The sequence below is a fragment of the Acinetobacter minutum genome (assembly GCF_035916735.1).
GTDB lineage: Bacteria > Pseudomonadota > Gammaproteobacteria > Pseudomonadales > Moraxellaceae > Acinetobacter.
This window is the reverse complement of the sequence record NZ_JAQIHG010000001.1, coordinates 122,410-148,562: the sequence shown is the minus strand read 5'-3', so window position 1 is coordinate 148,562 and position 26,153 is coordinate 122,410. Positions and strand designations below refer to the sequence as shown.

Annotated in this window: 20 protein-coding genes, 1 pseudogene and 1 riboswitch; of the genes and pseudogenes, 4 read left to right on the top strand and 17 right to left on the bottom strand. The window is 46.2% G+C overall.

Going from position 1 to position 26,153, the window contains the following annotated elements:
- Positions 1-92: 92 nt before the first annotated feature.
- Complete coding sequence (locus PAE54_RS00675) at positions 93-1,274, bottom strand: acyl-CoA dehydrogenase family protein (RefSeq protein ID WP_326518041.1); 1,182 nt, start codon at positions 1,272-1,274, stop codon at positions 93-95.
- Between the two features lie 138 nt (positions 1,275-1,412).
- Positions 1,413-3,356 (bottom strand): acetate--CoA ligase, encoded by a 1,944-nt coding sequence (gene acs, locus PAE54_RS00670; RefSeq protein WP_326518040.1) that lies wholly within the window; start codon positions 3,354-3,356, stop codon positions 1,413-1,415.
- 273 nt (positions 3,357-3,629) lie between these two features.
- Between acs and PAE54_RS00665 the strand changes: the two genes are divergently transcribed.
- Together PAE54_RS00665 and PAE54_RS00660 are read left to right on the top strand one after the other, a co-directional pair.
- Positions 3,630-4,211, top strand: a complete 582-nt coding sequence (locus PAE54_RS00665; RefSeq protein ID WP_326518039.1) for a DUF805 domain-containing protein — start codon at positions 3,630-3,632, stop codon at positions 4,209-4,211.
- A gap of 82 nt (positions 4,212-4,293) precedes the next feature.
- Entirely contained in the window at positions 4,294-5,271 is a 978-nt protein-coding gene (locus PAE54_RS00660; protein WP_326518038.1) for a mechanosensitive ion channel family protein, read from the top strand.
- On the opposite strand, the gene PAE54_RS00655 is transcribed toward PAE54_RS00660, so the two are convergent.
- The 6 genes from PAE54_RS00655 to prfB form a co-directional block, all read right to left on the bottom strand.
- A complete protein-coding gene (locus tag PAE54_RS00655; protein WP_326518037.1) occupies positions 5,257-5,967 on the bottom strand; it encodes a 16S rRNA (uracil(1498)-N(3))-methyltransferase in 711 nt (236 codons plus the stop codon). The genes PAE54_RS00660 and PAE54_RS00655 overlap by 15 nt on opposite strands.
- Entirely contained in the window at positions 5,964-7,247 is a 1,284-nt protein-coding gene (locus PAE54_RS00650; RefSeq protein WP_326518036.1) for a 3-deoxy-D-manno-octulosonic acid transferase, read from the bottom strand. The genes PAE54_RS00655 and PAE54_RS00650 overlap by 4 nt, the downstream gene beginning before the upstream one ends.
- 71 nt (positions 7,248-7,318) lie before the next feature.
- Positions 7,319-8,374, bottom strand: coding sequence for an alkene reductase (locus PAE54_RS00645; RefSeq protein WP_326518035.1), 1,056 nt, complete (start codon positions 8,372-8,374; stop codon positions 7,319-7,321).
- Between the two features lie 39 nt (positions 8,375-8,413).
- Positions 8,414-8,716, bottom strand: coding sequence for an ArsR/SmtB family transcription factor (locus PAE54_RS00640; protein WP_273779499.1), 303 nt, complete (start codon positions 8,714-8,716; stop codon positions 8,414-8,416).
- Positions 8,717-8,944: 228 nt separating this feature from the next.
- The gene (locus PAE54_RS00635) at positions 8,945-10,102 is read right to left on the bottom strand and encodes a GGDEF domain-containing protein (RefSeq protein ID WP_326518034.1); all 1,158 of its coding nucleotides are present in this window, start codon (positions 10,100-10,102) and stop codon (positions 8,945-8,947) included.
- 272 nt (positions 10,103-10,374) lie between these two features.
- A protein-coding gene (prfB, locus tag PAE54_RS00630) for a peptide chain release factor 2 (protein ID WP_273777687.1) occupies positions 10,375-11,470 on the bottom strand; the annotation gives its coding sequence in 2 pieces (ribosomal slippage) (positions 10,375-11,397 and positions 11,399-11,470; 1,095 coding nt in all).
- A gap of 191 nt (positions 11,471-11,661) precedes the next feature.
- Here prfB and PAE54_RS00625 point away from each other — a divergent pair.
- Positions 11,662-12,543, top strand: coding sequence for a putative porin (locus PAE54_RS00625; RefSeq protein WP_326518033.1), 882 nt, complete (start codon positions 11,662-11,664; stop codon positions 12,541-12,543).
- Positions 12,544-12,844: 301 nt separating this feature from the next.
- A complete protein-coding gene (locus PAE54_RS00620) occupies positions 12,845-13,621 on the top strand; it encodes a putative porin (RefSeq protein WP_326518032.1) in 777 nt (258 codons plus the stop codon).
- Positions 13,622-13,651: 30 nt separating this feature from the next.
- On the opposite strand, the gene recJ is transcribed toward PAE54_RS00620, so the two are convergent.
- From recJ to aceE, 9 genes and pseudogenes are all read right to left on the bottom strand, one after another.
- Positions 13,652-15,370 (bottom strand): single-stranded-DNA-specific exonuclease RecJ, encoded by a 1,719-nt coding sequence (gene recJ, locus PAE54_RS00615; protein ID WP_326518031.1) that lies wholly within the window; start codon positions 15,368-15,370, stop codon positions 13,652-13,654.
- On the bottom strand, positions 15,371-16,027 hold the full coding sequence (gene pdxH / locus PAE54_RS00610; protein WP_326518030.1) for a pyridoxamine 5'-phosphate oxidase: 657 nt from the start codon (positions 16,025-16,027) through the stop codon (positions 15,371-15,373). It lies immediately after the preceding gene.
- Between the two features lie 11 nt (positions 16,028-16,038).
- The gene (glmM, locus tag PAE54_RS00605) at positions 16,039-17,373 is read right to left on the bottom strand and encodes a phosphoglucosamine mutase (RefSeq protein ID WP_326518029.1); all 1,335 of its coding nucleotides are present in this window, start codon (positions 17,371-17,373) and stop codon (positions 16,039-16,041) included.
- A gap of 129 nt (positions 17,374-17,502) precedes the next feature.
- Positions 17,503-18,969, bottom strand: coding sequence for an IMP dehydrogenase (guaB, locus tag PAE54_RS00600; RefSeq protein ID WP_273777693.1), 1,467 nt, complete (start codon positions 18,967-18,969; stop codon positions 17,503-17,505).
- Positions 18,970-19,131: 162 nt separating this feature from the next.
- A pseudogene (locus PAE54_RS00595) lies at positions 19,132-19,488 on the bottom strand (oxygen-binding di-iron domain-containing protein); the annotation flags it as partial.
- A 99-nt stretch (positions 19,489-19,587) separates the two neighbouring features.
- Positions 19,588-20,385, bottom strand: coding sequence for an oxygen-binding di-iron domain-containing protein (locus tag PAE54_RS00590; protein ID WP_326518028.1), 798 nt, complete (start codon positions 20,383-20,385; stop codon positions 19,588-19,590).
- A gap of 173 nt (positions 20,386-20,558) precedes the next feature.
- The gene (locus PAE54_RS00585) at positions 20,559-21,134 is read right to left on the bottom strand and encodes a TMEM165/GDT1 family protein (RefSeq protein WP_273777695.1); all 576 of its coding nucleotides are present in this window, start codon (positions 21,132-21,134) and stop codon (positions 20,559-20,561) included.
- Between the two features lie 46 nt (positions 21,135-21,180).
- Positions 21,181-21,341, bottom strand: a riboswitch (yybP-ykoY riboswitch).
- A gap of 101 nt (positions 21,342-21,442) precedes the next feature.
- Positions 21,443-23,398 (bottom strand): 2-oxo acid dehydrogenase subunit E2, encoded by a 1,956-nt coding sequence (locus tag PAE54_RS00580; protein WP_326518027.1) that lies wholly within the window; start codon positions 23,396-23,398, stop codon positions 21,443-21,445.
- Complete coding sequence (aceE, locus tag PAE54_RS00575) at positions 23,398-26,100, bottom strand: pyruvate dehydrogenase (acetyl-transferring), homodimeric type (RefSeq protein ID WP_273777697.1); 2,703 nt, start codon at positions 26,098-26,100, stop codon at positions 23,398-23,400. Before aceE ends, PAE54_RS00580 begins: the two co-directional genes overlap by 1 nt.
- Positions 26,101-26,153: the final 53 nt, after the last annotated feature.

Here is a 26,153-nt window from a genome sequence, read left to right as displayed (position 1 = left end):
CCTCAAGCCTGGCTTGGGGGATTTTTTTTGGCAACCCTTCATCCAGACCAAATAAAAGGGAGCAAGCGCTCCCTAAAAACTCATCGTGGATGTTAGGCATAAAAACTGGGTTTCGGCACTTGCCCCGTTAACACCCATTCCCCGACTTCCTGATATTTATAATCAATCGGGTCATGCAAAGTCTGGGTACGCACATTACGCCAGAAACGGTCCAGATTCAGTTGAGCGGTGGTTGCCCGTGCACCCATGACCTGGAAAATATTTTGCGTGACATAAAGTGAAGTATGGGTCGCGGCAATCTTGGCAGTAGCAATGGCAATTGAGACCTGCCCGCGCTGTTCCGCAGTCAGAGTTTCGCCCTGTTGCCAAGCCTGCTGTAATGCCGCAACTGCCTGTTGTGCCAGTAAACGTACACTTTCAAGTTGTACATAAAACTCGGCAAAATGTTTCTGAGTAAAAGGATCCTGTACGGCCTGCTCTACCAGCGACGTTGACCAAGCTTTTTGTGTTTGCACTGCCTGTTTCGCCACCTCAAACGCCCCTTCCGCCACGCCTAAAAACAGATGCACGAAAATCAGTTGAGCGATCAGCGGACGCAAACTGGAATATGGGGTACTGAGTGGCCCAGGATTGAGCAGTAATTCATCCTGCTGGATTTTGACCTGCTGAAACTGGCTGGTGCCGCTATCGGTCTGGCGTTGTCCCATATTGTTCCAATCCCCTAAAAAGCACACCCCTTCACGTACCGTCGGAATCACGCCAATCAATAATTTGCCTTCAGCATCATAAGCAGAACACAGCAACATGTCGGAATCGATGGAGCCGGAACAGAAACTCTTTTCACCATGAAAAATATATTCTTGTGCAGAAATCTGTTCTGCCGTGGTACGTCGATCCAGTGGGTTTAAGGCGTTGCCCCAAAACAGGTTTTCTCGTGCAGTTTGCTCAAACCATGGTGCATATTGTTCGGGTTGGGCAAACAGCTGTACCGTTGCAATCAATAAATGATGAAAACCATACACATGTGCCAATGAGCTATCCACTTGTGCAAGGGTGCGAATGGTAATAAAAATAGTGGACCAATCCGCCCCCTGCCCGCCATATTGCCGTGGAATGGATAAGCTCAATAAACCACTGGCACGGATCAGATCACGTTCTGTTTTAGGATTGCCACCCTGTTTATCACGTTCAGCTGCATTCTGTGCAAACTGTCCAGCGAGTTGCCGGGCAATCTGTTCTGGATCAAAATATAAAGGTTTGGGTGTGGTCTTCATCTTGCCTTCAATCATTATCTTGCTATGGTTTTAGCTTAACAGATCAAATTTTCGGGCTTTATCTCAATCGCTGCTGAACTTATCCGGCACAGCAAAATACCGCCTGCACATGTCAGACGGTATAGGCTAAAAGAAAGGTTATTCTGTTGGATAAACAGTCGCAATTAAACGCTCCACCACGGCAGGATCGGCCAAAGTTGAGGTATCTCCCAAACTGTCGAGCTCATGTGCCGCTATTTTTCTGAGAATTCGCCGCATGATTTTACCGGAACGGGTTTTCGGCAACATCGGTGCCCAGTACAAGGCATCCGGTGCGGCAATGGCGCCGAGATGTTTACGCACCCATTCGATCAATTCAGTACGCAAGGTATCACTTTCCGATACGCCAGTTTTCAGCGTCACAAAGGTACAAATCCCCTGACCTTTTAAATCGTGCGGCATCCCGACGACTGCAGCCTCAGCCACCTGTGGATGGGCCACTAAAGTACTTTCGATTTCCGCCGTACCTAAACGGTGTCCAGAGACATTCAGCACATCATCCACCCGACCGGTGATCCAGTAATAGCCATCTTGGTCACGGCGAGCCCCATCTCCAGAAAAGTAATAGCCCGGAAAAGCAGAAAAATAGGCCTCAAAGAAACGCTTGCTATCACCCCAAATTCCGCGCATCTGCCCCGGCCAAGAATCCTTGATCACTAGATTACCTTGTGCTTCACCGTGCAGTTCATGGCCCTGATCATCAACCAAGGCAGGCTGAATGCCAAAATATGGACGGGTGGCTGAGCCTGGTTTTAAATCCGTTGCGCCCGGCAAAGGACTAATCAGAATCCCACCGGTTTCGGTTTGCCACCACGTATCGACAATCGGACAACGAGCTTCACCCACGACATGGTAATACCAATTCCAGGCTTCCGGATTGATCGGCTCTCCCACACTGCCCAATAAGCGCAAGCTGCTGCGGTCACTTTCCCGCACATAGGCATCGCCTTCACGCATCATGGCGCGAATGGCGGTGGGTGCCGTGTATAAAATGCTGACATGGTGCTTGTCGACGATCTGGCCAACTCGCGCCCAGCTCGGATATTGCGGCACGCCTTCGAACATCAGAGTCGTGGTGCCGTTCGCCAAGGGGCCATAAATGGCATAGGAATGTCCAGTAATCCAGCCGACATCGGCGGTACACCAGTAGATATCATCCGGTTGAATGTCAAACACGTCACGGAAAGTGGATGTCACATAAACCAGATAGCCCCCCGTCGTATGCAGCACGCCTTTCGGCTTCCCGGTCGAACCAGAGGTGTACAAAATAAAGAGTGGATCTTCAGCACCCATTGGCGTCGGTGAGCAGTCTTCCTCGACTTGCATGATTTCTTCGTGATACCACAGGTCTCGCCCCAGCTGGAACTGAATGGGATTTCCTGTGCAATGCACCACCATGACATGCTCAACACTCTGTGTGCCCAACATCGCCAATGCATGATCAACATTATCCTTCAGAGGAATCAGCTTCCCACCCCGCATGCCAGCATCGGCGGTCACCATCAGCTTAGCCTGACTGTCTTCAATCCGACTGGCTAGGGAGTCTGGAGAAAAACCGCCAAACACCACGCAATGCACCGCACCAATCCGGGCACAGGCCAGCATGGCAATTGCAGCCTCGGAAACCATCGGCATGTACAGTACCACCCGATCGCCTTTAGCAATTCCGTACTTTTTCAGCACATTGGCAAAGCGGCAAACCTCGGCATACAACTCTTGATAAGAAATGATCTTATGCCGTGAAGGATGATCCCCTTCCCAGATGATCGCTGGTTTCTGCGGATGCACCGCTAGATGACGATCCAGACAATTGGCACAGACATTCAGTTCACCATCGGCAAACCATTCAATGTGAAAGTTGTCTTTGTCAAAACTGGTATTCTTGACCTGTGTAAACGGTTTAATCCAGTCAATCCGTTGTGCCTGCTCAGCCCAGAACTGTTCCGGGTACTGAATAGAGTATTGGTAACGTTGTAAATAATCTTCCTGCAAGGTACGTGCGGTCTTTTTAAATGCCTCTGGTACCGGATAGCGTTCATTCATCAGCATCTTCCTTGTACTTGACTCTCCTCTCGAGAGCTTCAGGGTCTTTTTTGTTGTTCTGTGCAGGCCAATGTCCGTATTTTTTCTGCATCATAAAGCCGAAAAACCTGCGCAATCCGTCTATTATTTAAACAGATTTAACAGATAAAATCAGTGAGCATAACAATAGATATGTCGGTTAAACGTATCAGTGCCCTTTTTTCAGCCTTATAATTTTAATTCATTTCATTGACCTACAGCTGATCCGTGCTGTGTTTGCGGATGAGGACGCCTATGACCTCCCAGAATTCATCCCCCTTTTTCTCCCGCCCACCTGTGACACGTCATGATTCCCCCCTGTCACCCGCTGGACGGTTTAGCCGGTTAAGCTATATTGGCTGGTACGGACTTTTGCACCTGAGCATTTTTTTGCTCGCAATCGCCTTCAGCTTGACGCTGGGAATTATTAGCCTGAATAATGGTGTGCTTAATGAGAACTTTACCAATGCACTGAATGGCATGGCAGGTTTAGGTTTTCTCTTGCTATTTGTGGTCTATTTCTATTTTCATCTGGTGCTGGTCATTCGCCGACTCCATGACCTGAACCAGACCGGCTGGATCAGCCTGTTGCTGTTGGTGCCGGTCATCAACTTCTTCCTGGCCTTTTATTTACTGCTTGCTCCCGGGACCCCTGGGATGAACCGCTACGGTCCGCCACGCGTGACCTCTGCAGCTGAAAAAATCATGGCTTGGCTGATCATTATCCTGAGTATTTTGAGCCTGCTTAGTATGGGCAGCATGATGTCCTACATGATGGGCAGTGGTGAGTTGCAGACCCCATCGGAAATGATGCGACAGAGCAGCAAGTATTTCTAAGCTCACATTTTTTAACTGGACAGCGCTGTGCACTTTGATTAGGGTAGGCAGCGCATTTTTTAATTAGGAAACAGGTTAGCCGGTGGCAGAACAGACCCATAAACTAAGCGATGTCGCACAAGGGACAGCAGATTTAATTCAGGAGGCGGGACAAAAAACCAGTGAATCGGTGATTGCCCATACTGCAAAATATAATGATGCCTATCGTGCAATCGACAAGATCATGGAAGGATTCTGGGAACGCTTACCGTACTTTTGTATCGCCCTCGTTGTTTTCCTGATTTTCTGGTTACTCGCCAAACTGTTCAAGTTTTTTGTGCGTAAAACGCTAGATAACCGCAGTTATGCTAAACAAAATCTGGTGCTGGTGCTGAACCGGCTGGGCAGTACGATAATTATTTTTATTGGTTTCCTGATTGCGTTGGTCATCGCCATTCCAGGTTTTACCCCCGGCCAGCTGATGAGTGCACTCGGGATTGGCTCGGTCGCGATTGGTTTCGCTTTCAAAGATATTTTCCAAAACCTGTTGTCTGGCATCCTGATTTTACTGAGTGAGCCGTTTCATATTGGCGATGACATCATTGTTGGTGGGATGGAAGGCACGGTGGAAGATATCCAGATTCGGGCGACGTATTTACGCTCACCGGATGGCCGCCGCATCGTGATTCCAAACGCAACCGTCTATACCAGTGCAGTGACGGTAAATACGGCTTATCAGCGCCGCCGCTGTGAATTTATCGTGGGGATCGGCTATGAAGATGATGTGCAGAAAGCCAAACAGATCATTCTCAAGATTCTGGACAATGACCGCAATATCCTCAGCCAACCACCCTTTAGTGTCAATGTCTCTGCACTGGCAGATTTCTCGATTAATCTGACCGTGCGCTGGTGGGTTGATACCACTGAAACCACCACGGCCGCATCGATTAGTACCGTACAAGAAGCCGTGATTGATGCTTTTGATGAAAACAATATCTCAATCCCTTATCCGGTGCAGCAAGTGAAAGTCTATCGTGATGACGCGCAGCAGACCCAAGCACCGGTTTCAGAGACTAAATAAACGTCCCAGTGCATAAGGAATTACGGTTTCGGTACGGATAATGCGCTGTCCGAGAGAAACCGCTTGTGCCCCGTTTCGGGTCAGCAGATCAACCTCATAAGGAATAAATCCGCCCTCTGGGCCAATGATCAGGGTACACGGATGTTGAATCTGCTGCGGCATGGCAACTGGTGCATAAGGATGTGCCACAAAAACCGGTCGCTCCAGACTGATCATGCCCGGTAAAACATCTTCCGCAAAAGGTTTAAAACGCCGGTAACAGTCAATTGTCGGTGCCACCGTGTCTCCAGCCTGCTCCAGCCCCAAGGTGACATAGTCATCCAGTTGCTGCAGAAAAGGACTCTGCCAATAGCTTTTATCTACCCGATAGCTATGCAGCAAAATGATTTTCTCCACGCCCAAGGTCACGCTATCCATGATCAATCGGCGCAAGACTTTCGGTCGCGGCAAAGCCACGATCAGGGTAACCGGTAATTTGGCAGGAACAACTTCCGGATGTAAGGGCTGAACAATCACCTGTTGCGCATTAATCTCACGCACTTCGGTCAGATAACGCTGTCCTTGGCGCATACCCACCTTTAAATGATCACCAACCTGCATATCTAGATGTTGGCGCAAATGTTGTAACTGGCGTGGTTCGCGAATCACCCACACCTTTGAGTCGGTTGACTGCGGTTCAATTAAAACGATATTCACAGATATTGATCCAGCAAACAAATATGACGCTGTAAAGCCCCCTGATTACGCGACAACACGGCTGTGGCCTGCTCGACCTGTGCCTGCCGGAATGCGTTATCCTGCAACAGGTGCTGGATCTGTTCAATGGCATTCACTTCATCTTCGGCGACAATCAGCCCCTGCTCTTGCAGAAATTCATCTGCAATACTCTGGAAATTGAAATAATTTGGCCCGATCACCGTCGCCACCTGAAGTGACATCGGCTCCAGAATATTATGTCCACCACCTGGAGTATTAAATGAACCGCCGACAATACAAGCCTGACTGAGCGCATACCAAAGCCATAACTCCCCCATGCTGTCAGCCAAATAGACCTGCGTATCCGCTTGAATTTGCTCGCCTTTACTACGACGCTGCACCCGCAGATTCATCGACTGGATCAGGGTAAAAACTTCATCAAAACGTTCTGGATGACGCGGCACCACGATACATAACTGTTCAGGGTGCTGTTTTAAATGCGGCTGCAGCATCTGCAACAGTTTCTGCTCTTCAGGTGCATGCGTGCTGGCCAGGGTAATGACTTGGCGCGATTCTAGTTGCCAATCCTGACGTAAGCGTGCAGCCTGCAGAATAAATTTTGACGGCGGCTGAATATCAAATTTGATATTGCCAACCACACTCATTTGCCGTGGTGATTTTCCCAAAACCGAAAAGCGTTGCAAGGTTGCTTCATCCTGAGCGGCAATCCAGTCCAATTGTTCCAACATCGGTGCAGTCAAACGTTTCAAACGTGCATAACCCTGTGCAGACTTTTTTGATAAGCGGGCATTTAACAGCAACATCGGAATTTCTTGCAACTGCACTCGTTCCAGCAGATTGGGCCACAGTTCTGTTTCCATTAAGGCCAACACACGTGGCTGATAGAGCTCAAGAAACTGGTCAATCAAATCTTTTTGATCCACAGGTAGAAAGACTGCCTGAAAAAGGCCAGGATATTTTTTTAAGAACAAGGTTTTGGCACGTGCCTGTCCGGTACGTGTGGTATTGGTGACCAGCACTGCTTGACCCGCTTGCAGATAATGTTCAATCAGCGGTTGTGCAGCATTGGTTTCACCCACCGAAACTGCATGAAACCAGAGAACATTTTGATTTTTGGGTGGCTGAAAAGGTCCAAAACGTTCAGTCAATTCGTCAGCAAAATCCGCCAGATGCCCTGAACGCTTTTTTAAACGTTGACGGTAAAGTGGCTTAAGCACAGCCAAAATTGCGTTGTACCAAAATGGAGTTGCCAAGTGCATCGATCCTCTGATTGAACCTGGCAACTATAACATGACCCTGATTTTGGAATCATGCTTTACGACTATAGAGCTTATCCGTTGAGGCTTGGATAATCGGTATATCCTTCTGCACCTGCAGCATACATGGTGGCAACATTAAGCTCATTCCACGCTGCGTTTTCAACCAAACGTGTATACAGATCTGGATTGGCAATATAAGGACGACCAAAGGCCACGGCATCTGCCTGTCCTGAAACCAATAATGCCAATGCCGATTCACGGTTCAGGTTTTCATTGGCAATATACGGCACGCCTGATTTTTCCTTGATCAACTGGCTGATGCTGTCTTCCGCCTGATATTCACGGGTAAAAATAAAGGCGATCTTGCGTTGACCCAATTGCTCCGCCACATAGCCAAATGTTTCACGTGGAGCCGCATCCCCCATATCATGCGAGTCACCACGCGGTGCCAAATGCACCCCGACGCGGCCTGCACCCCAGACATCGATCGCGGCATCCACAATTTCAAGCAGGAAGCGTGCACGATTTTCAACGGAACCACCGTATTGATCCTGACGCTGGTTGGTTGAAGTTTGCAGGAACTGGTCAATCAAATAGCCATTTGCCGCATGGATTTCTACCCCATCAAAACCCGCCTCTTTGGCAAGAAGAGCAGACTGACGGTATTCTTCAACAATCGCCTGAACTTCAGCCGTTTCCAGCGCACGCGGCGTGACAAAATCACGTTTTGGACGTAACAGGCTGACCTGACCCGCCGGTTGGATGGCACTTGCAGACACTGGAGTTTCTCCACTAAGCAAATCCGGATGAGAAATACGGCCGACATGCCACAACTGCACCACGATTTTGCTGTCCTGCTCATGAACTGCCTGAATAATTTTTTTCCAGGCCTGAACCTGGGCATCGTTATACAGACCCGGGGTTTTTTCATACCCCACGGCATTTTCTGCGATCACTGTCGCTTCAGTCAGAATCAGGCCTGCATTGGCACGCTGACGGTAATACTCCACCATAAGATCGGTTGGAACTCGGTCTTCTGTCGCACGGGTACGGGTCAATGGTGCAAGTACCACACGGTTTTTAAGCTGTAAATCACCAAACTGAGCGGGAGTTGAAAAATCGGTCATAACCTTATCCTTCAACATTCCTCAGGCAGGAAACACACCTTATAAGGAATGTTGCAAATGTTGTAAAAATTCTTGGATGAGTGCTTCGTTGCGCGAAAAGTAAGACCATTGACCATGCTTGGTGGCATGAATCAAACCGGCTTGCTGTAAAATCGACAAGTGATTGGACATGGTGGATTGCGACAGGTTACCAATCGTTTCGATATGTCCCGCACATACACCACGGCTAAAGTCATGACCACACTGGTCGGACGCCAGAAACTGTTCAGGATGTTTCAAACATTGCAAGATCTGTCGACGCACCGGATTGGCCAAGGCTTTATAAATCGCTTCAGTGTCCATAGTATTACTCTTACACATCAGCAAACCCATCCCCTACACAGATTATATCTATTTTTATCGATATTAATATCGATATTTTTCGATATTTGTGTTTTTTTATGAAAGAGGTCCGCTGTTTTAATCCTAAAAGGCTAGTTTAACATCGCACATCAGTTTCTGCGTTTCTATTATGTCGCTGCTTCTCACTATTCCTCATCTTTTCTTGCAACCCTTGCTATGTGGATTTTCTCAAGACGACAAAACATATTGCACATTGTTGCGACCTGCAGACTTCGCTCGATACATCAGGGCATCCGCTGCCTTTAACGCAGCCTCCATCGAGTTAAAATCGCTCAGCATCACCAAGCCGAAACTGGCGGTGACCTGTTGACTGAGACCGCTTTCTAACTGTAGTGGTGTTGCTAACACTTTAGAGATACGATCAATCACCAGCAGTGCTTCCTGCAAATTGGTCTGGCATAGCACCCCAACAAACTCCTCTCCCCCAATCCGGGCCAGAATATCCTGCTCCCTCAGCACGGTCCGTACCGTGGCTGCGAAGGCTTTCAGCACCTCATCCCCGATCTGATGACCATGCTGGTCATTAATTTCTTTAAAATGATCCAAATCACAGAGAAATAAGGCGTGTTGCTGTACTTTTTGTGCCTGAAAAAATGCCTCAGCACTTTCAAAAAAACAGCGTCGATTGGTCAGTCCCGTCAGGACATCAATATCGCGTTCTGTTTTTAAAACATTCAGCCGGTCTCGGATATGCCCCACCAAAAACAACACAGAAAACAGCCATAAAAACAGCAGACTGGCCAACTGGGTAACGAACCAGAATAGCGTCTGGCTATAATGAAGTTTTAATGGACCTTGCCAGAGTTGCAACAACAACACTACTTCCCGAAGCAGCAAGTAGGCACACAAAAAATAAAAAACATATTTGAGGGCTTGATCAATCGGATGCCGGGCGATAGCACGATAAATATCAGGCAACTTATGCAGACAAAGTGCAATAAAGCCCAAGCCACTCCAGACAATACGCATGTTTAACTGGTTATCGATCAGGGAGTAATAAAATATACCCATCTGCACCACAATCACCACCAGCCAGGCCAAAGGCCACGACACATGGGTGGAAAAACGTAACGAAATCGCCTGTACTAAACAGATATAAGTCGCGAGATAAATAAACCCTAAAGGGACGGCCCAATGATGAATTTCAGTTAACGGAATAAAACTCAAGACCATCAGGCAAAAACCAGCAAGCATCGCCGCAAAGGAAAACCAGAGTAGATAAACTAACTCACGTTGAAAAAACCAGTACAGAGAAAAACACAGGCCGATCGTGATTAAACACAGTGGCGCCACCAAAATAAAATTGCTGAAGTTCGAACTTAGCATAGGCAAAAATCCACATCTGTCCCCGATCTCAAATGAGAGTTTGTATTGCAGAGCACCATGCTTTGTTGCCCTGATTTATGTTTTACGTTCATCGATACCGCCCTGCTTGACGGTTACAAGTTTTATTGTTCGCTATTTATACCGTTTAAATATCTAATTCTCATTAAATTTTATTTTTCACCAATAATTGACCTACTGCAATCGTTTTTGTGATCCGCTGCCAATAAAAAAGAGGCTGATTTCAGCCTCTTTTTATGAATAATTTGATGAGATTACAGTCCCTGTTTCAGACTGGCCTCAATGAATTTATCCAGATCACCATCGAGCACTGCACCGGTATTCGAGTTCTCTACACCAGTACGTAGATCTTTAATCCGCGAATCATCCAGAACATAAGAACGAATTTGCGAGCCCCAACCAATATCAGATTTGGTGTCTTCTAATGCCTGCGCAGCTTCATTACGCTTTTGCATTTCACGTTCGTACAATTTGGCACGTAACTGCTTCCAAGCTGCATCACGGTTGGCATGTTGTGAACGCTGGTTCTGACAAGCAACAACGATGCCAGTCGGAATATGCGTTAAACGTACCGCAGAGTCAGTTTTGTTAATGTGCTGACCACCTGCACCCGATGCACGGTAGGTATCGGTACGGACATCTGACGGATTAATCTCGATCTCAATATTGTCATCTACTTCAGGCGAAACGAATACTGCAGAGAACGAGGTGTGACGACGGTTACCCGAGTCAAATGGCGATTTACGCACTAAACGGTGTACACCGGATTCCGTACGCAGCCAGCCATAGGCATATTCACCTTCAACGCGGATTGTCGCGGACTTGATCCCCGCGACATCCCCATCCGATTCTTCCATCAATTCAGCTTTAAAGCCATGACGCTCAATCCAGCGCATATACATACGCAATAACATGGAGGCCCAGTCTTGAGCTTCGGTTCCACCTGAACCCGCCTGGATTTCCAGGAAGCATGGATTCGGATCCATCGGATTGTTAAACATACGGCGGAATTCAAGTTTGGCTAAAGCTTCTTCAGCCGAATCCAGCTCGCTTTGTACATCAACGAGCAAACTTTCATCATCCGCTTCAACGGCTAAATCCAGCATCGCTTTGGCATCTTCAAGCTGAGTGGCTAAATTGTCCAAAACATTCAGGACATTTTCCAACTCGCCTTTTTCTTTGGCCATTGCTTGAGCACGGTTTTGGTCATTCCAGATCGCCGGATCTTCAAGCTCGCGGAGTACCTCTTCTAAACGCTCCTTTTTCAGATCGTAGTCAAAGATACCCCCGTAAAGTTTGGCTACGATCAGACAAATCTTTTAACTGGTTTAGATAAGGATTGATTTCCACGGATTTTATCTCGCTACAGAAAAAATTGAGGCAACGATTTTAACATACTGTTGGAATGATCTTAATATTTTAAATTTTGATCAAAATAAACCTTGCGACTGTTTCCATTTTAATCAACAATAACAAACCGTAACATAAGATTACATAAAATTTAACTTACTGAAACTAATGATTTTTTTGAGGGAAACATAATGAAAAAACTATCATTTTTATCGCTTGTATTGGGGGCAACCTTAGGCGCAACACAAACTCAAGCATATCAATATCAAATTGATGCCGGTTATGACCATCATGAAATCGATGATATCGCTGGCCTCACAACTAATGCGGGTGATTTTAATCTGCAAGCCACAGCTTATTTTGAGAATATAAAAACTAAAAATGTACCTGTACAAGAAGCTGCGTTTTTAAGTCAAACCAGCAATATTTATGGTGCATATGCTTATAGCTTCACAGATATTGAAGCTACGGACAATAGTGCTGAATTGAATATTGATGGTCATGATTTCAAAGGCGGCTTTGAATATTTAAACCGTCAAAATGGCCTGTATGTAAATGCAGAAATCGGCCGCAGCAACACTGATTTAAGTTTGAGTGGGATGGGTTTAACTTCTGAAGATACGATCCATACGACCCACTACCGTGCCCTATTCGGTTTTATGCCACAGAATAATTTACTGATTGCTGCAGGCGTACAGGGTTACAATGCCACAGGAGAGCAAAAAGAGGCGGGATTGGCAGCGCGCGCCAAATACGTCACTGCACTGGGGCAAAAAGGTCAATATCTTAACTTGGAAGCGAATGTTAATCTCAATGGTATGTATAAGGGAATAGTTCCTGAAACTGATACCTATAATGCTGCAGCTGACTTTTATATTGATCCGACTTGGAGTATCGGCAGCAGCTATACTTTTGTTGATTATGGTCCGGAAGATACCGATTCAATCTCAATCCGCACCAAAAAATATTTTAATCAACAAGTCGCTCTAGGTGCCGAAGTTACTTTTGGCGAAAACATCCCGACAACTGAAGACGAAACAATTTATGGTATACGCGGAACCTACCGTTTCTAAATCTCAAACTACCCCTGCTTAAATACGTCCTCCTGCTAAATTTCGTCGGATTTAGCAGGAGATCATTCGATATAAATTCTCACAAATCAGTCCGAAAATGAGTCATCAACACATTCTCTCCACAATCTTAATAAAACAAAACATTTTTAAAATTTAATTTATAATCAATATATTAAAACAAATAACTTACACAAAGTTACCTATATTACAGTTTGATTACATGCATAGGATTGACGCATTTTCTTTTTCCACTAGACTAAAAGTTGTAACAAAACATTAATAAAAATGTGGAGATTTAGCCATGAAAAAACTTGCAATCGCTTCAGCACTTTTATCAGCATTAGCAGTCACCGGTACCGCAAATGCCTATCAAGCAGAAGTTGGGGCATCTGCAGGACTGATAGATCCTGATAATGCTAGCTCAAATGGCTCTTTCGGTGTTGATGGGACTTATTACTTTAATCCGGTTCAAACCCGTAATGCTCCATTAGCAGAGGCAGCTTTTCTTGACCGTGCTAGTAACATCAACGCTCAATATCAATATGATGAAGTAGGTGATTCTGAAGCACATACCTATGGTGTAGGTGCCGAGTACTTTGTACCCAATTCAGATTTTTATATGGGCGGTAACGTAAATGGTCATGATCTTAAAGATAACAATGATCTAAATAATGACTTAACCACATATGGTGCTGAAGTAGGTTACCTACCAGCCCCTGGCCTATTAATCGCAGCGGGTGTAAAAGGTTGGGATAATGACGTTGATGATGGTGTAGATCCAACATTACGTGCTAAATATGTTACTACTCTCAGCAATGGTAAAGACATCAATCTCGAAGCAGGTGCCGCTTTTGGTGATCTAGATGAATATAATCTAGCTGCAGATTATTTTATTGATAAAACCATGAGTCTTGGCGTCGATTATCAAAGTAATGATCTTCGAGATCAGAATGAATTTGGCGTAAGTGCACGTAAATTCTTCACCCCTCAAGTGAGCCTTGAAGGCCGTGTTGGCTTTGGTGAATATGGTAATAACGATTACAATAAATTTGGTGTCGCAGCGAAATACCGTTTCTAATCCTAATAATCGAACAACAAAAACCGCTCTTTATGAGCGGTTTTTGTTTTGGGCCAAATGTAAAATCTGCAGCTGTAAACTCACCGCTCCATTAAACTGGTTACGCTGTAGGGTATAGACCAGATCTACATGATCTTGCATCGGATCAAAATCAAATTGATCGCGCAAATTGAAGCCAATCGCATCCACAATCTGACCGGTATCCAGCGCCAAACGTAACTTGAGATGCTGCTCTTTCAACCAGCGATAATCCAGTACACGAAAGTGCCCCTCAAACACCGGCGAAGGAAACTTTTGCCCCCATGGGCCTAGCTGTTCAAGTAGATCTACGGTTTCCAGCTGCAACTCGGGATGAGGTAAAACACCATCGGTCCATAACGTTGCTTGAAACAGATCATCATCCATCTGTTCAATGAGATGGGTAAAAACTTGCTGAAACTCAGAAAAATGCGCTTTGCGTATGGTTAAACCCGCTGCTGCTGCATGTCCACCAAAATAACGCACTAGGTGCGGATACTGCTCGGCTACACGTTCAATTGCATCGCGGATATGAATTCCTTCAATCGAACGTGCTGAACCTTTAATATGCTCACCATCTTCATCCGCAGCAAACACAATACTCGGTCGATGAAACTGTTCTTTCAAACGTCCCGCAACAATCCCGATCACCCCCTGGTGCCAGTGTGGCTGAAAGAGCACCAGTGCAGCCGGTAAGCTTTGCTGGTCTAACTGAAGCTCTGCCAAGTGATGAAGAGCATCCTGCTTGATCTTTGATTCAACCTGACGACGTTCCAGATTCAGATCATTCAGTTGCTGGGCTAAAGGATAAGCTGTCGCAAAATCTACAGCCAGCAGACACTCAATCCCAATATCCATAGTTTCCATACGGCCAGCAGCATTCAGGCGAGGCCCCAATACGAACCCCAGGTCTTCAGCCTGTAATTGCCGGGGATCGCGGCTGGCAATTTGTAACAGCGCACTAATTCCCGGGCGGCATTGATTCTGCTGAATCCGTTTCAAGCCGGCATCAATCAAAATCCGATTGTTATAATCTAGACTGGCCACATCAGCATAAGTACCCAAGGCCACTAGGTCTAGATACTGTACCAACTTACTGCTACTTTTACCTTGTTTGGCCCGTTGACTCGCCAAATTCGCCAGCAGATAAAAAGCTACACCAACACCCGCCAAGGCTTTACTCGGAAACTCACAGCCCAACTGATTTGGATTCACCACCGCTTCTGCATCAGGCGTTGCCTTGGTTGTTAAGTGATGATCGGTAATAATCACCTGCATGCCATGCAAATGTGCCTGCTCTACCCCTGCATGACTGGAAATGCCGTTATCCACCGTGATCAACAAATCGGGCTGATAACGTTGCAATGCCAAATCTGCAATTGCTGGAGTCAAGCCATAACCATATTTAAAACGATCCGGAACCAGATAATTTACGTTAGCCCCCATATCGCGTAAGGCCAACATCATCAATGTCGTACTGGTCGCACCATCGGCATCATAATCACCGACAATAACAATTTTCTTTTGCTGATCAATCGCCTGATCCATCAAAGCAATCGCCTGATCCAAACCTTTTAAATTCGGTGGCAATAAATATTTGAGCTTCAGTTCTAACTCTTGATCCGACTGCACGCCACGGCGTGCCAGAATCTCGGCCACAAAAGGCGGCACGCCCTGAAACTGTTCAGGGCGTGTCAAAAAAGGACGTTGTTGTATCTGTAGCTTTGGCATTTACGGCATTAATCGTTTCAGGTTCCAAACGCCATCGATTTTTTCATAACACAGACGGTCATGCAAACGGTTAGGACGACCCTGCCAGAACTCATAATATTCCGGTTCGAGACGATAGCCGCCCCAGAATTCTGGTTTTTCCAGCACATCCTGCCCTTCAACCTCAGCCTGTAAAGCCTCATAGCGCTGTTGTAACAGCTCACGACTCTCAATCACGCCACTTTGTGGTGTACTGATATGTGCCGCAATCTGACTGTCGCGTGGGCGTTTATGGTAATACTCAGTCGATTCTTCATGTGGAATCCGGCTCACCTTACCCGAGATACGCACCTGTTGCTCAAGCTGTGGCCAGTAAAACAGTAATTCTGCAAACGGGTTCGCCGCCAAATCCAGACCTTTTTGGCTGTCATAATTGGTATAAAAATCATAACCTTGTGCTGTTGCACCACGCAGCAACAAGGTCCGCACATGCGGGCGTCCTGTTTGGTCGGCTGTCGCAACCGACATCGCATACGGTTCATGCAACTGTGCAGCTAAGGCCTGATTAAACCATTCTAAAAATTGCACATGTGGATCGGCATGAATCTGGTTTTCATGCAGCTCACCTTTTTGATAGCTGAGTCGCAGTTCACTGAGATCTTTAATGACATCAGTCATAGTTCACTTCCTTAAGCTGCTGCTTGAATACGGACTTGTTCAGCCAAATGAGTAGCGATCTGCTTCACTTGTTCCAGATCATCCCCTTCCACCATGACACGAATCACCGGCTCTGTGCCCGATTTACGGATCAGGATTCGACCATGACCTTTAAGTTGCTCTTCGGCCTGATTAAATTCTGCCACCAACTCTGGAATACTGTACGGATCAACCATTTTTTCTAAACGTACATTGATCAGTTGTTGCGGGAACAATTCAAAGTCTGCCACCAATTCATGCAAAGCTTTTTTCTGCTCTACCATCACCGTCAGAACCTGCAAGGCAGCAATAATCGCATCGCCTGTCGTACTCTTGTCCAGTGTCAGAATGTGGCCCGATGGCTCACCACCGATATTCCAGCCATTTTCTTCTAGGCCTTGCAAGACATAACGGTCACCTACTTTGGCACGTACAAAGGGAACATCCGCTCGCTCTAAAGCCAGTTCCAATGCCATATTACTCATGACTGTCCCGACAATACCCGCTGGCTTTTGCACTGCCTGAGTCGCCAGAATATACAGGATATGATCTCCATCAATCTGACGGCCCTGTTTATCCACCATAATCACCCGGTCGGCATCACCATCAAAGGCAACTCCTAGGTCTGCTTGATGTTCTAGCACCGCTTTTTGCAGATTTTCCGGATGGGTAGAACCACAATGGTCATTAATGTTTAAACCGTTCGGCTCATTGTAAATACTGATGACCTTGGCACCAAGTTCACGGAATACTGCAGGACCGACGCTGTAGGCTGCACCATTGGCACAATCCACCACAATTTTCAAACCCCGTAAATTCAGATGATACGGGAACGTCGATTTACAGAATTCGATATAACGACCATTGGCATCTTTCACCCGCACACTCTTACCGAGATTGGCGGTATCTTCGATCACTAGCTCTTTTTCAATCTCTTTGCTAATCGCATCCTGCAATTCATCTGGTAATTTTTTACCTTCACCAGAGAAGAATTTAATCCCGTTGTCAAAATACGGGTTATGCGAAGCTGAAATTACAATACCCGCATGAGCATGCAGTGCACGGGTTAAGTGGGCAATCCCTGGTGTTGGAATGGGGCCCAAAAGATGTACATAGACACCGGCAGCATTTAAGCCTGCCTGCAAAGCAGATTCTAAAATATAGCCTGAGAGACGGGTATCTTTACCCAATACGACGATTGGCTTTTCATTGGTATATTGTCGTTTTAATACTTTACCTGCCGCGAAACCTAGTTTTAATGCAAATTCTGGAGTAATAGGTAGTTGTCCAAATTTTCCGCGAATACCATCGGTACCAAAATAGCTCATTTATACACTCACTTATTATGATTTTAGCTGGAAAATACCCAACCTTTTTCAACCACAAAATACTTTACACCAAAACAAAAAGGCCGTCATGAAATTGACGGCCTTTTCTCAACTTTCACCAGCTATAACTTAGCCCATGCGATAGTTTGGTGCTTCTTTGGTAATCGTCACGTCATGCACGTGAGATTCCTGCATACCTGCTGAAGTAATCTTCACGAACTTGGCATTTTTACGTAAGTCTTCAATCGTCGCTGAACCGGTATAACCCATAGATGAACGTAAACCACCCATCATCTGATGCACGATTGCACTCATTGGACCTTTATAAGGTACACGGCCTTCAATGCCTTCTGGAACCAGTTTCTCAGCACCAGCTTTGGCGTCCTGGAAATAACGGTCTGCGGAACCTGCCGCACCTGCCATTGCACCCAAGGAACCCATACCACGGTAAGCTTTGTAGTAACGGCCTTGGAAGAATTCAACTTCACCTGGTGCTTCTTCAGTACCCGCCATCAATGAACCGACCATGATGGTGCTTGCACCGGCAGCAATCGCTTTAGCCATATCACCTGAATAACGGATACCACCATCCGCGATTAACGGGATCTGACCTTTCAACGCTGTCGCTACATTATCAATCGCTGAAATTTGTGGAACACCAATCCCTGCAACAATACGTGTCGTACAGATTGAACCTGGGCCAATCCCCACTTTCACCGCATCCGCACCCGCATCTAACAATGCCAATGCAGCATCACCAGTTGCAATATTACCGCCAATCACTTGAACTTGTGGATAGTTGGTTTTTACCCAACGTACACGCTCAATCACACCAGCGGAGTGACCATGTGCTGTATCCACGACGATGACATCGGCGCCGGCTTCAACCAAGGCTTCTACGCGTGATGGTGTTTCTGCACCCGTACCGACAGCAGCACCGACACGTAAGCGACCAAGGTCATCTTTACAACTGTTTGGATAAAGCTCTGCTTTACGGAAATCGGTAACGGTAATCAAACCTTTAAGATTCTGGTTATCATCCACCACCAATACTTTTTCAATACGGTGTTTTTGCAATAACGCCTGAATATTTTCTTTAGATTCGCCTTCACGCACCGTCACTAAACGCTCTTGTGGTGTCATGATGTTGCTGACTGGCTGTTCAAGATTGGTCACAAAACGTGTATCACGACCAGTCACGATACCGACCACTTTGCCATCTTTTACTACTGGCACGCCACTGATATTGTTCGCTTGAGTCAAAGCAATCAAGTCACGCACTGTCGTTTCTGGCGTTACACTGATTGGATCTTTCACCATACCCGCTTCGAACTTTTTCACACGGCGTACTTCAGCTGCCTGGGCTGCAATATCCATGTTTTTGTGCAGGATACCGATACCACCATTTTGTGCCATTGCAATCGCCATACGGGATTCTGTTACCGTATCCATCGCTGCAGACACTAAAGGAATATTAAGTTGAATACCGCGGGTCAAACGTGTCTTTAGGGAGACATCTTTTGGAAGGACAGTAGAATAGGCAGGGAGTAATAAGACATCATCGAAGGTTAACGCTTCTTGAACGATGGTCAGCATAACAATCTCACTGGTAATTTCCGTGAGCTATTATAAACAAAAAATTTGCTTTTATTCATGCTTATTTTCAGGACGATACAAAATAAATCTGTATCGCCCCGGTTGGAAAACTGTTTGGGACTGGTCAATCAAATGAGCTGGGGCCGTTCTACAGCATGACCATTAAGCCGGACAGCGGAAGATTTCTCGTTTAAAAACATCGACACCACAAGGTAAATCCCATAGCCATTCGAGGAATTGCTCAATGCTCTCTTTCCCAACAAAAGGAGAACCGTGCTGCGGCACAATTATTTCAATGTCCATATCTCGAACCATGTCAACCCAGTAACGTAAAATCTGATTGGAACACATATAACGTTGATGAAAAGTGCGCATGCCTGGCACATGTGCTTCTATATCCTGAACCGGAATTTGTGGATCACCAGATAAAGATGCTCCCAAATCACCAGAGAACAGAACTTTGGAAACCGGATCATAGAACTGGAAGTTGCCCACGGAATGCAGAAAATGTGCCGGAATACCACGCTAATCAATAGTCCTCATATCAGTCTTTGGGCAAAAAAAAGCAAGAACTGGATTCTTGCTTTTTTGCTTGATTTAAATTGCACTGATCAGTATTTATTCTGGACAGGTAAACACGCTTTCATCCATTAAATCTACACCACATTCCAGATTCTCGATCCAATCGAGGAACTGGTTAATCATGTCTTTACCAACGAAAGCACAACCATGCTGTGGCACAATCATTTCCACATCCATTGTACGGACCATATTCACCCATAAACGGATGACTTTATTGCAACACATGTAGCGTTGGTGGAAGCCTTTCATTTTTGGAATATGTGCAGCAAAGTTTTCTAATGGTTTACCTGCATCTTCCACCATCGATGCTCCCATATCGCCAGAAAACAGGATTTTGGCCACAGGATCATAAAACTGGAAGTTCCCTACTGAGTGTAGGAAATGTGCTGGTACAGCTATAATTGAAGATTGACCCAAAGGAATCACCTGACCATGATCCGGCAACTCAATCAAGCGATCCAGCCAGTTGCCTTTCATACGGTCACTCATAAATGCAGAGTTCAAATGCGGTAAGAAACGGGCCCATAGCTTGGAGGCCACAACTTTCGCATCTGAATACACCAACCAACGTGGCATGGAGGTAATGATATCCGGGTCTTGATGAGAAGCCATCACATAATCGAGGTTCTGTAGACGGGTATATTTGTTCAGCTCCATGGTCAATGGAACATAAGTCAAATCACCACCTGGATCAAGAACAGCTGCACGTTCATTATCAATAATCAAGAATTGGTTGGCTTGTACGCCTTCACCTTTCACAAGACTGGTAAAGCTAATACATTTATGTGTGCCATTATCAAATAACACTTGTGAGGTGGTACGCTCTAAAGCCATTTCCTTGTTCCCCAAAAAAACTTATTTTTTAAATGAAATTATCTAATCCTTATAACATAAAAGGATTCGGGTAAAATTACAATAAATATACGAATAACTTTAACGCCATCACAGCCTGAAAATAAAAAGCTCAAACCGGGTTTGAGCTTTTTTGACGGAATCAAAATACAGTATTAAAAGAAGTAATGTTGCAACAATGTACCGACACCAATAATCAGGAAAATCGCAGCGCCAATTTTATGGATCAGTGGAATTGGCAATTTTTCCGCCATCTTATTCCCGACAAAAACGGCTGGTGCATTGGCAATCATCATCCCGAGTGTTGTACCCAGCATCACCCAGAACACGCTATCAAAACGTGCTGATAAGGCAACCGTCGCAATCTGCGTCTTATCCCCAATTTCTGCCAGAAAAAACAGCACAAAGGTGGCACCAAATACCCCGAATTTCTGCCATTTATTAATACTATCCGTTTCATCATCCAACTCATCTGGAACCAGCATCCAGAGCGCCATGGCAATAAAACCGATGGACAGAATCCATAAGAGAATTTCAGGGCTGAGCACCGTAGTGATCCATTGCCCTAACACAGCAGACAAGCCATGGTTAATGAGCGTTGCGATCAAAATCGCCGCGAGAATCGGGATAGGTTTACGAAAACGGGCCGCAAGGAGTAACGCCAATAACTGGGTTTTGTCACCCATTTCAGCGAGTGCCACGATGGCAGTAGAAATAAAAAATTCTTGCATGTTGATTCTCTGGCTAGCGAAATCCCAATGACCTACCTTTCCCGCTAGCCAAATATTTCAAGCAGAAAGATAAATCAAAGGTCTTGCCAACAAAAGAACCAGGAGATGGGATTCTTTGGCTATGATGACCATGCGCTGTGGCGCAATTATGTTGACCATCACCTATTTACTGAGCGTAAATAGCGGCTACTCCCCAATGAAGTGAAGTTATTTTAAATAATTCCCAATGCAAAAGGCAAATCTTTTAGGATCGAACCAATAAAAAAACCCCGCTGACGCGAGGTTTTCATCCAAGACTTCCGCAAGGATTACAACAATAAACTACGAATGTCTTTCAACAGTTTGGTTAGTTTGTTGGTGAAACGTGCTGCATCGGCACCGTTAATGACACGGTGGTCATATGATAACGATAATGGCAACATTAAGCGTGGATCAAAACTACTTCCATTCCAGACCGGTTGCATCGTCGCTGGAGAAATCCCCAAAATTGCCACTTGAGGCCAGTTCACCAATGGGGTAAAGGCTGTGCCACCAATACTGCCAAGGCTGGTAATGGTGAAGTTCGCCCCTTGTAGATCTTTAGGTGACAGTTTCTTGTCACGTGCTTTCTGGCTCAGCTCAGCCAACTCAACCGCAATCTGCTTGATCGATTTCTGGTCTGGATTACGCAGTACTGGAACAGTTAATCCATCCGGTGTCGCCACTGCAATCCCCATATGGATTTCATTACGCAGTAACACAGATTTCTGATCATCTGCCAGATGCGAAGCAAAATAAGCCTCATCCTTCAGCAAATGTGCCACGGCTTTGGCAATAAAAGCCAAGATCGTCAGGCTGATGCCTTCCTTCTTGAAGTTGCCTTTCAAATCATTACGCCATGCTTCCAGCTCGGTAATGTCTGCCAAGTCAAACTGCGTCACCTGTGGAATATAGTTGTTCAGAGACAACTGTGGAACCGATACTTGCTGTAAACGCGTCATGCCTTTCACTTCGCCACCACCAAAGGCAGAGAAATCTGGTAATGCTGGCAAGCCTGATGGTGCAGCCGCGATTTGCTGAACGGGTGCAGCCACGGGTGCAGTTAAGCGCTGTTTTACATAAGCAAAGACGTCTTCTTTGAGCACACGGCCATGTGGACCGGTCGCTTGCACTTGTGCCAGTAAAACGCCTAATTCACGTGCCAACTGGCGTACAGCAGGACCCGCGTAGACTTTGGCATTTTCAGCTTGTTGTACCGGCGTTAATTTTTCAGCACTATGTGTCGCCACTGGTGCTGTTGCTACAGCAGCAGGAACAGATGGTTTTACCGTTTCTACAACTGGGGTTGCTGTGGTCGCTGCTGCAGGCGCAGTCGTTTGACCTTCAATCGTGATCAGCTGGATGCCCTGGCTAACCTGTTGACCCTCAGTCACATGAATGGCTTTCACCACACCGGCAGCGGTACTTGGCACTTCAACTGTCGCCTTGTCTGACTCCACTACCACAATGCTTTGTTCAGCATCAACGCGGTCACCGACTTTGACCAGAATCTCCGCGACTGCCGCTTTATCCACACCCAGATCAGGCACAGTAATCACTGTTTCCGCACTAACCGGTGCAGTGGTAGGCTGAGGTACTGGCGCTACCGTAGTAACTGTACTATTTGTTGTAGGTGCTGGTGTAGCGGTTTGTTCCGGCGCAGGAACAGTTCGGGCTGCTTTTACAGTGAGTAGCAGGACGCCTTCTTTGACCACATCACCATTTTTCACCGAAATACTTTCTACGGTTCCTGCAACAGGACTTGGCACTTCAACGGTCGCTTTATCCGATTCTGCAACCACTACACTTTGATCGACTTCGATCTGGTCACCCACTTTCACCAACACTTCAGCAATTAAAGCTTTTTCCACGCCAATATCGGGAACTTTGACTTCAATCACTTCATTTGTTGTTGATGGAGCTACAGTCTGCTCAGCCGCAGGTGCAGGAACCTCAACAGCTGCTGCCGTTATTTCAACTTCAGGTGCAGAGGCTTCAGTTGTTTTAGTCTGTTGGCCTTCCACTGCCTCAAGCTCAATCAAGGCCGTACCTTCTGCAACTTCGGCACCATTCTCGACCATAATTGCCTTAACCACACCCGCAGAAGTACTTGGTACTTCTACAGTGGCTTTATCCGATTCCAGCACGACAATGCTTTGATCTACTTCGATGCGATCGCCCACTTTAACCAGAATTTCCGCAACCAAAGCCTTATCTACACCAATATCAGGAGCTGTAATTTGCATTATTTAGACTCCTTGTAGTCAGCAACCGCTTGAACTTCAGGAACCGCTTGCGGTGCCCAAGCCACTGGACGATCTGTATCCAATTCAAAGCTGGAAATGGCATCTTTAACTAAACGTGCATCCACTTCACCCTCATCTGCCAGTTTCTTCAGTGTGGCCACCACAATGTGCGCGGCATCGACACCGAAGTAGCTACGCAAATTGGCACGGGTATCAGAACGACCATAACCATCGGTACCTAAAGCTACAAATGGACGGTTGTCTGGCAGATAAGCACGGATTTGCTCACTGTAGGCACGCACATGATCCGTTGCGGAAACCACAATCCCATCAGTATCACGTAACTGTTGTGATACCCATGATTCTTTTGCTTGTTCAGCCAGCGGATGCAAGCGGTTGTATTCTTCACATGCCATGCCATCACGTGCCAGCTCATTGAAGCTGGTTACACTAAAGACATTAGAGTGAATCTGGTATTCATCACGCAAGATTTTCGCTGCTTTAATCACTTCACGCAGAATTACACCTGAACCTAGCAACTGTACTGTCGCTTTTTCATCTTCTTCCAACAGATACATACCACGTTTGATGCCTTCTTCCACGCCTTGTGGCATAGCTGGATGTTCATAGTTTTCGTTCATGACCGTCAAGTAATAGAACACTCGTTCCTGATCCACATACATGCGTTTCAGACCATCGTGGACGATGACTGCCAGCTCATAACCAAAGCACGGGTCATAAGACACACAGTTTGGAATGGTATTGGCTAAAATGTGTGAATGACCATCCTGATGCTGTAAACCTTCACCATTGAGTGTGGTACGACCTGCTGTTGCACCAAGCAAGAAACCCTGTGCCTGTGCATCACCTGCCGCCCAGGCAATATCACCGATACGTTGGAAACCGAACATCGAGTAATACATGTACATTGGAATCATTGGCAGGTTATTGGTTGAATAACTGGTACCCAACGCTGCCCATGCACTCATGGCACCGGCTTCGTTAATCCCTTCTTGTAGCATGTGACCGTCTTTGGCTTCACGGTAATGCATTAATTGTTCTTGGTCTTCCGGGGTATATTTTTGGCCATGTGCGGCATAAATCCCCAATTGACGGAACATCCCTTCTAAACCAAAGGTACGTGCTTCATCCGGAACAATGGGTACAACTCGATCTTTAATGGCTTTTTCTTTGAGCAAGGCAGCAATCAAGCGCACCATGACCATTGTGGTCGATTGCTCTTTACCACCTGAACCTGCCAACACTGAGTCAAATACCGACAACTCAGGAATCTGCAAAGCTTCACTGTCTTTACGACGTGCCGGTAAATAACCACCCAACGCCTCACGACGTGCCTTCATATATTTCAATTCAGGTGAGTTTTCGCTTGGACGGTAGAATGGAACTTCTTCCAATTGTTCATCCGTAAATGGCAGGTTGAAACGGTTACGTACGTATTTCAATGATTCCAGCTGCATTTTCTTGATCTGGTGGGTCTTGTTCACCGCTTCAATTTCTTCAGACAGGCCATAACCCTTCACGGTCTTGGCCAGAATCACGGTAGGCTGACCTTTGGCTTTGGTCGCTTCAGCATAAGCGGCAAATACTTTGTACGGGTCATGACCACCACGGTTCAGATTATCAATATCTTCATCGCTTAAGTTCTTCACTAGCTCTTCAGCTTCTGGATATTTGCCAAAGAAGTGCGCACGGGTATAGGCACCACCCTTCACCTGATAGCGCTGATAATCACCATCCACGGCTTCTTCCATTACCGCTTTCAATGCACCCGTATGGTCTTTCGCCAAAAGTGGATCCCAATGACGACCCCAGACCACTTTGATGACACGCCAGCCTGCACCACGGAATAGCGACTCTAATTCCTGAATGATCTTGCCATTACCACGTACCGGACCATCCAGACGCTGCAAGTTACAGTTCACCACCCAGATCAGGTTGTCGAGCTTTTCACGGCCTGCCAGTGAGATTGCACCCAAGCTTTCTGGCTCGTCCATCTCACCATCACCGAGATACGCCCAGACTTTACGATCTTCCTCTTTAATCAGGCCACGGTTCATCAGGTATTTCTGGATATGTGCCTGATAGATCGACATGATTGGGCCCAAGCCCATAGAAACCGTTGGGAACTGCCAGTAGTCCGGCATCAAATAAGGATGTGGATAACTTGAAAGGCCCTGACCACCCACTTCACGGCGGAAGTTATTGAGCTGATCTTCAGTTAAACGGCCTTCAAGATAAGAACGAGCATAAATCCCCGGTGCACAGTGACCTTGATAATAGATCAGGTCACCACCAAAGCTGTCATTTGATGCACGGAAGAAATGGTTAAAGCCTACATCATATAAGGTTGCTGAAGATGCAAAACTTGCCAAGTGACCACCCAGATCATCACCGGTTTTATTGGCACGCAGAACCATAGCCAAAGCATTCCAGCGAATCAGGGCACGGATACGGCGCTCCATATCCTGATCACCTGGCATTGGAGGTTGTTCTTCAACCGAAATGGTATTTAAGTAAGGCGTATTTAAGCGTTGAATGGGTACATGCTTCGCGATCGCGCGTTGGTATAATTTTTCTAACAGAAATGCAGCACGTTCGGTGCCCATATGCTCTAAAACAGAATCAAATGCTTCTTGCCACTCTTGGGTTTCTTGCGCGTCGGAATCACCATAAAACGCCATAATTCACCTATTCCTTGATCTAAATCTACGAGGTGTATATTTAGCATGTTTTA

What these genes read in the sequence shown, in the direction of transcription:
- PAE54_RS00675 (WP_326518041.1), bottom strand. Translation starts at nt 1,274, where the DNA reads ATGAAGACCACACCCAAACCTTTATATTTTGATCCAGAACAGATTGCC.
- acs (WP_326518040.1), bottom strand. Translation starts at nt 3,356, where the DNA reads ATGAATGAACGCTATCCGGTACCAGAGGCATTTAAAAAGACCGCACGT.
- PAE54_RS00665 (WP_326518039.1), top strand. Translation starts at nt 3,630, where the DNA reads ATGACCTCCCAGAATTCATCCCCCTTTTTCTCCCGCCCACCTGTGACA.
- PAE54_RS00650 (WP_326518036.1), bottom strand. Translation starts at nt 7,247, where the DNA reads ATGCACTTGGCAACTCCATTTTGGTACAACGCAATTTTGGCTGTGCTT.
- PAE54_RS00645 (WP_326518035.1), bottom strand. Translation starts at nt 8,374, where the DNA reads ATGACCGATTTTTCAACTCCCGCTCAGTTTGGTGATTTACAGCTTAAA.
- PAE54_RS00640 (WP_273779499.1), bottom strand. Translation starts at nt 8,716, where the DNA reads ATGGACACTGAAGCGATTTATAAAGCCTTGGCCAATCCGGTGCGTCGA.
- PAE54_RS00635 (WP_326518034.1), bottom strand. Translation starts at nt 10,102, where the DNA reads ATGCTAAGTTCGAACTTCAGCAATTTTATTTTGGTGGCGCCACTGTGT.
- PAE54_RS00625 (WP_326518033.1), top strand. Translation starts at nt 11,662, where the DNA reads ATGAAAAAACTATCATTTTTATCGCTTGTATTGGGGGCAACCTTAGGC.
- PAE54_RS00620 (WP_326518032.1), top strand. Translation starts at nt 12,845, where the DNA reads ATGAAAAAACTTGCAATCGCTTCAGCACTTTTATCAGCATTAGCAGTC.
- recJ (WP_326518031.1), bottom strand. Translation starts at nt 15,370, where the DNA reads ATGCCAAAGCTACAGATACAACAACGTCCTTTTTTGACACGCCCTGAA.
- pdxH (WP_326518030.1), bottom strand. Translation starts at nt 16,027, where the DNA reads ATGACTGATGTCATTAAAGATCTCAGTGAACTGCGACTCAGCTATCAA.
- glmM (WP_326518029.1), bottom strand. Translation starts at nt 17,373, where the DNA reads ATGAGCTATTTTGGTACCGATGGTATTCGCGGAAAATTTGGACAACTA.
- guaB (WP_273777693.1), bottom strand. Translation starts at nt 18,969, where the DNA reads ATGCTGACCATCGTTCAAGAAGCGTTAACCTTCGATGATGTCTTATTA.
- PAE54_RS00590 (WP_326518028.1), bottom strand. Translation starts at nt 20,385, where the DNA reads ATGGCTTTAGAGCGTACCACCTCACAAGTGTTATTTGATAATGGCACA.
- PAE54_RS00585 (WP_273777695.1), bottom strand. Translation starts at nt 21,134, where the DNA reads ATGCAAGAATTTTTTATTTCTACTGCCATCGTGGCACTCGCTGAAATG.
- PAE54_RS00580 (WP_326518027.1), bottom strand. Translation starts at nt 23,398, where the DNA reads ATGCAAATTACAGCTCCTGATATTGGTGTAGATAAGGCTTTGGTTGCG.
- aceE (WP_273777697.1), bottom strand. Translation starts at nt 26,100, where the DNA reads ATGGCGTTTTATGGTGATTCCGACGCGCAAGAAACCCAAGAGTGGCAA.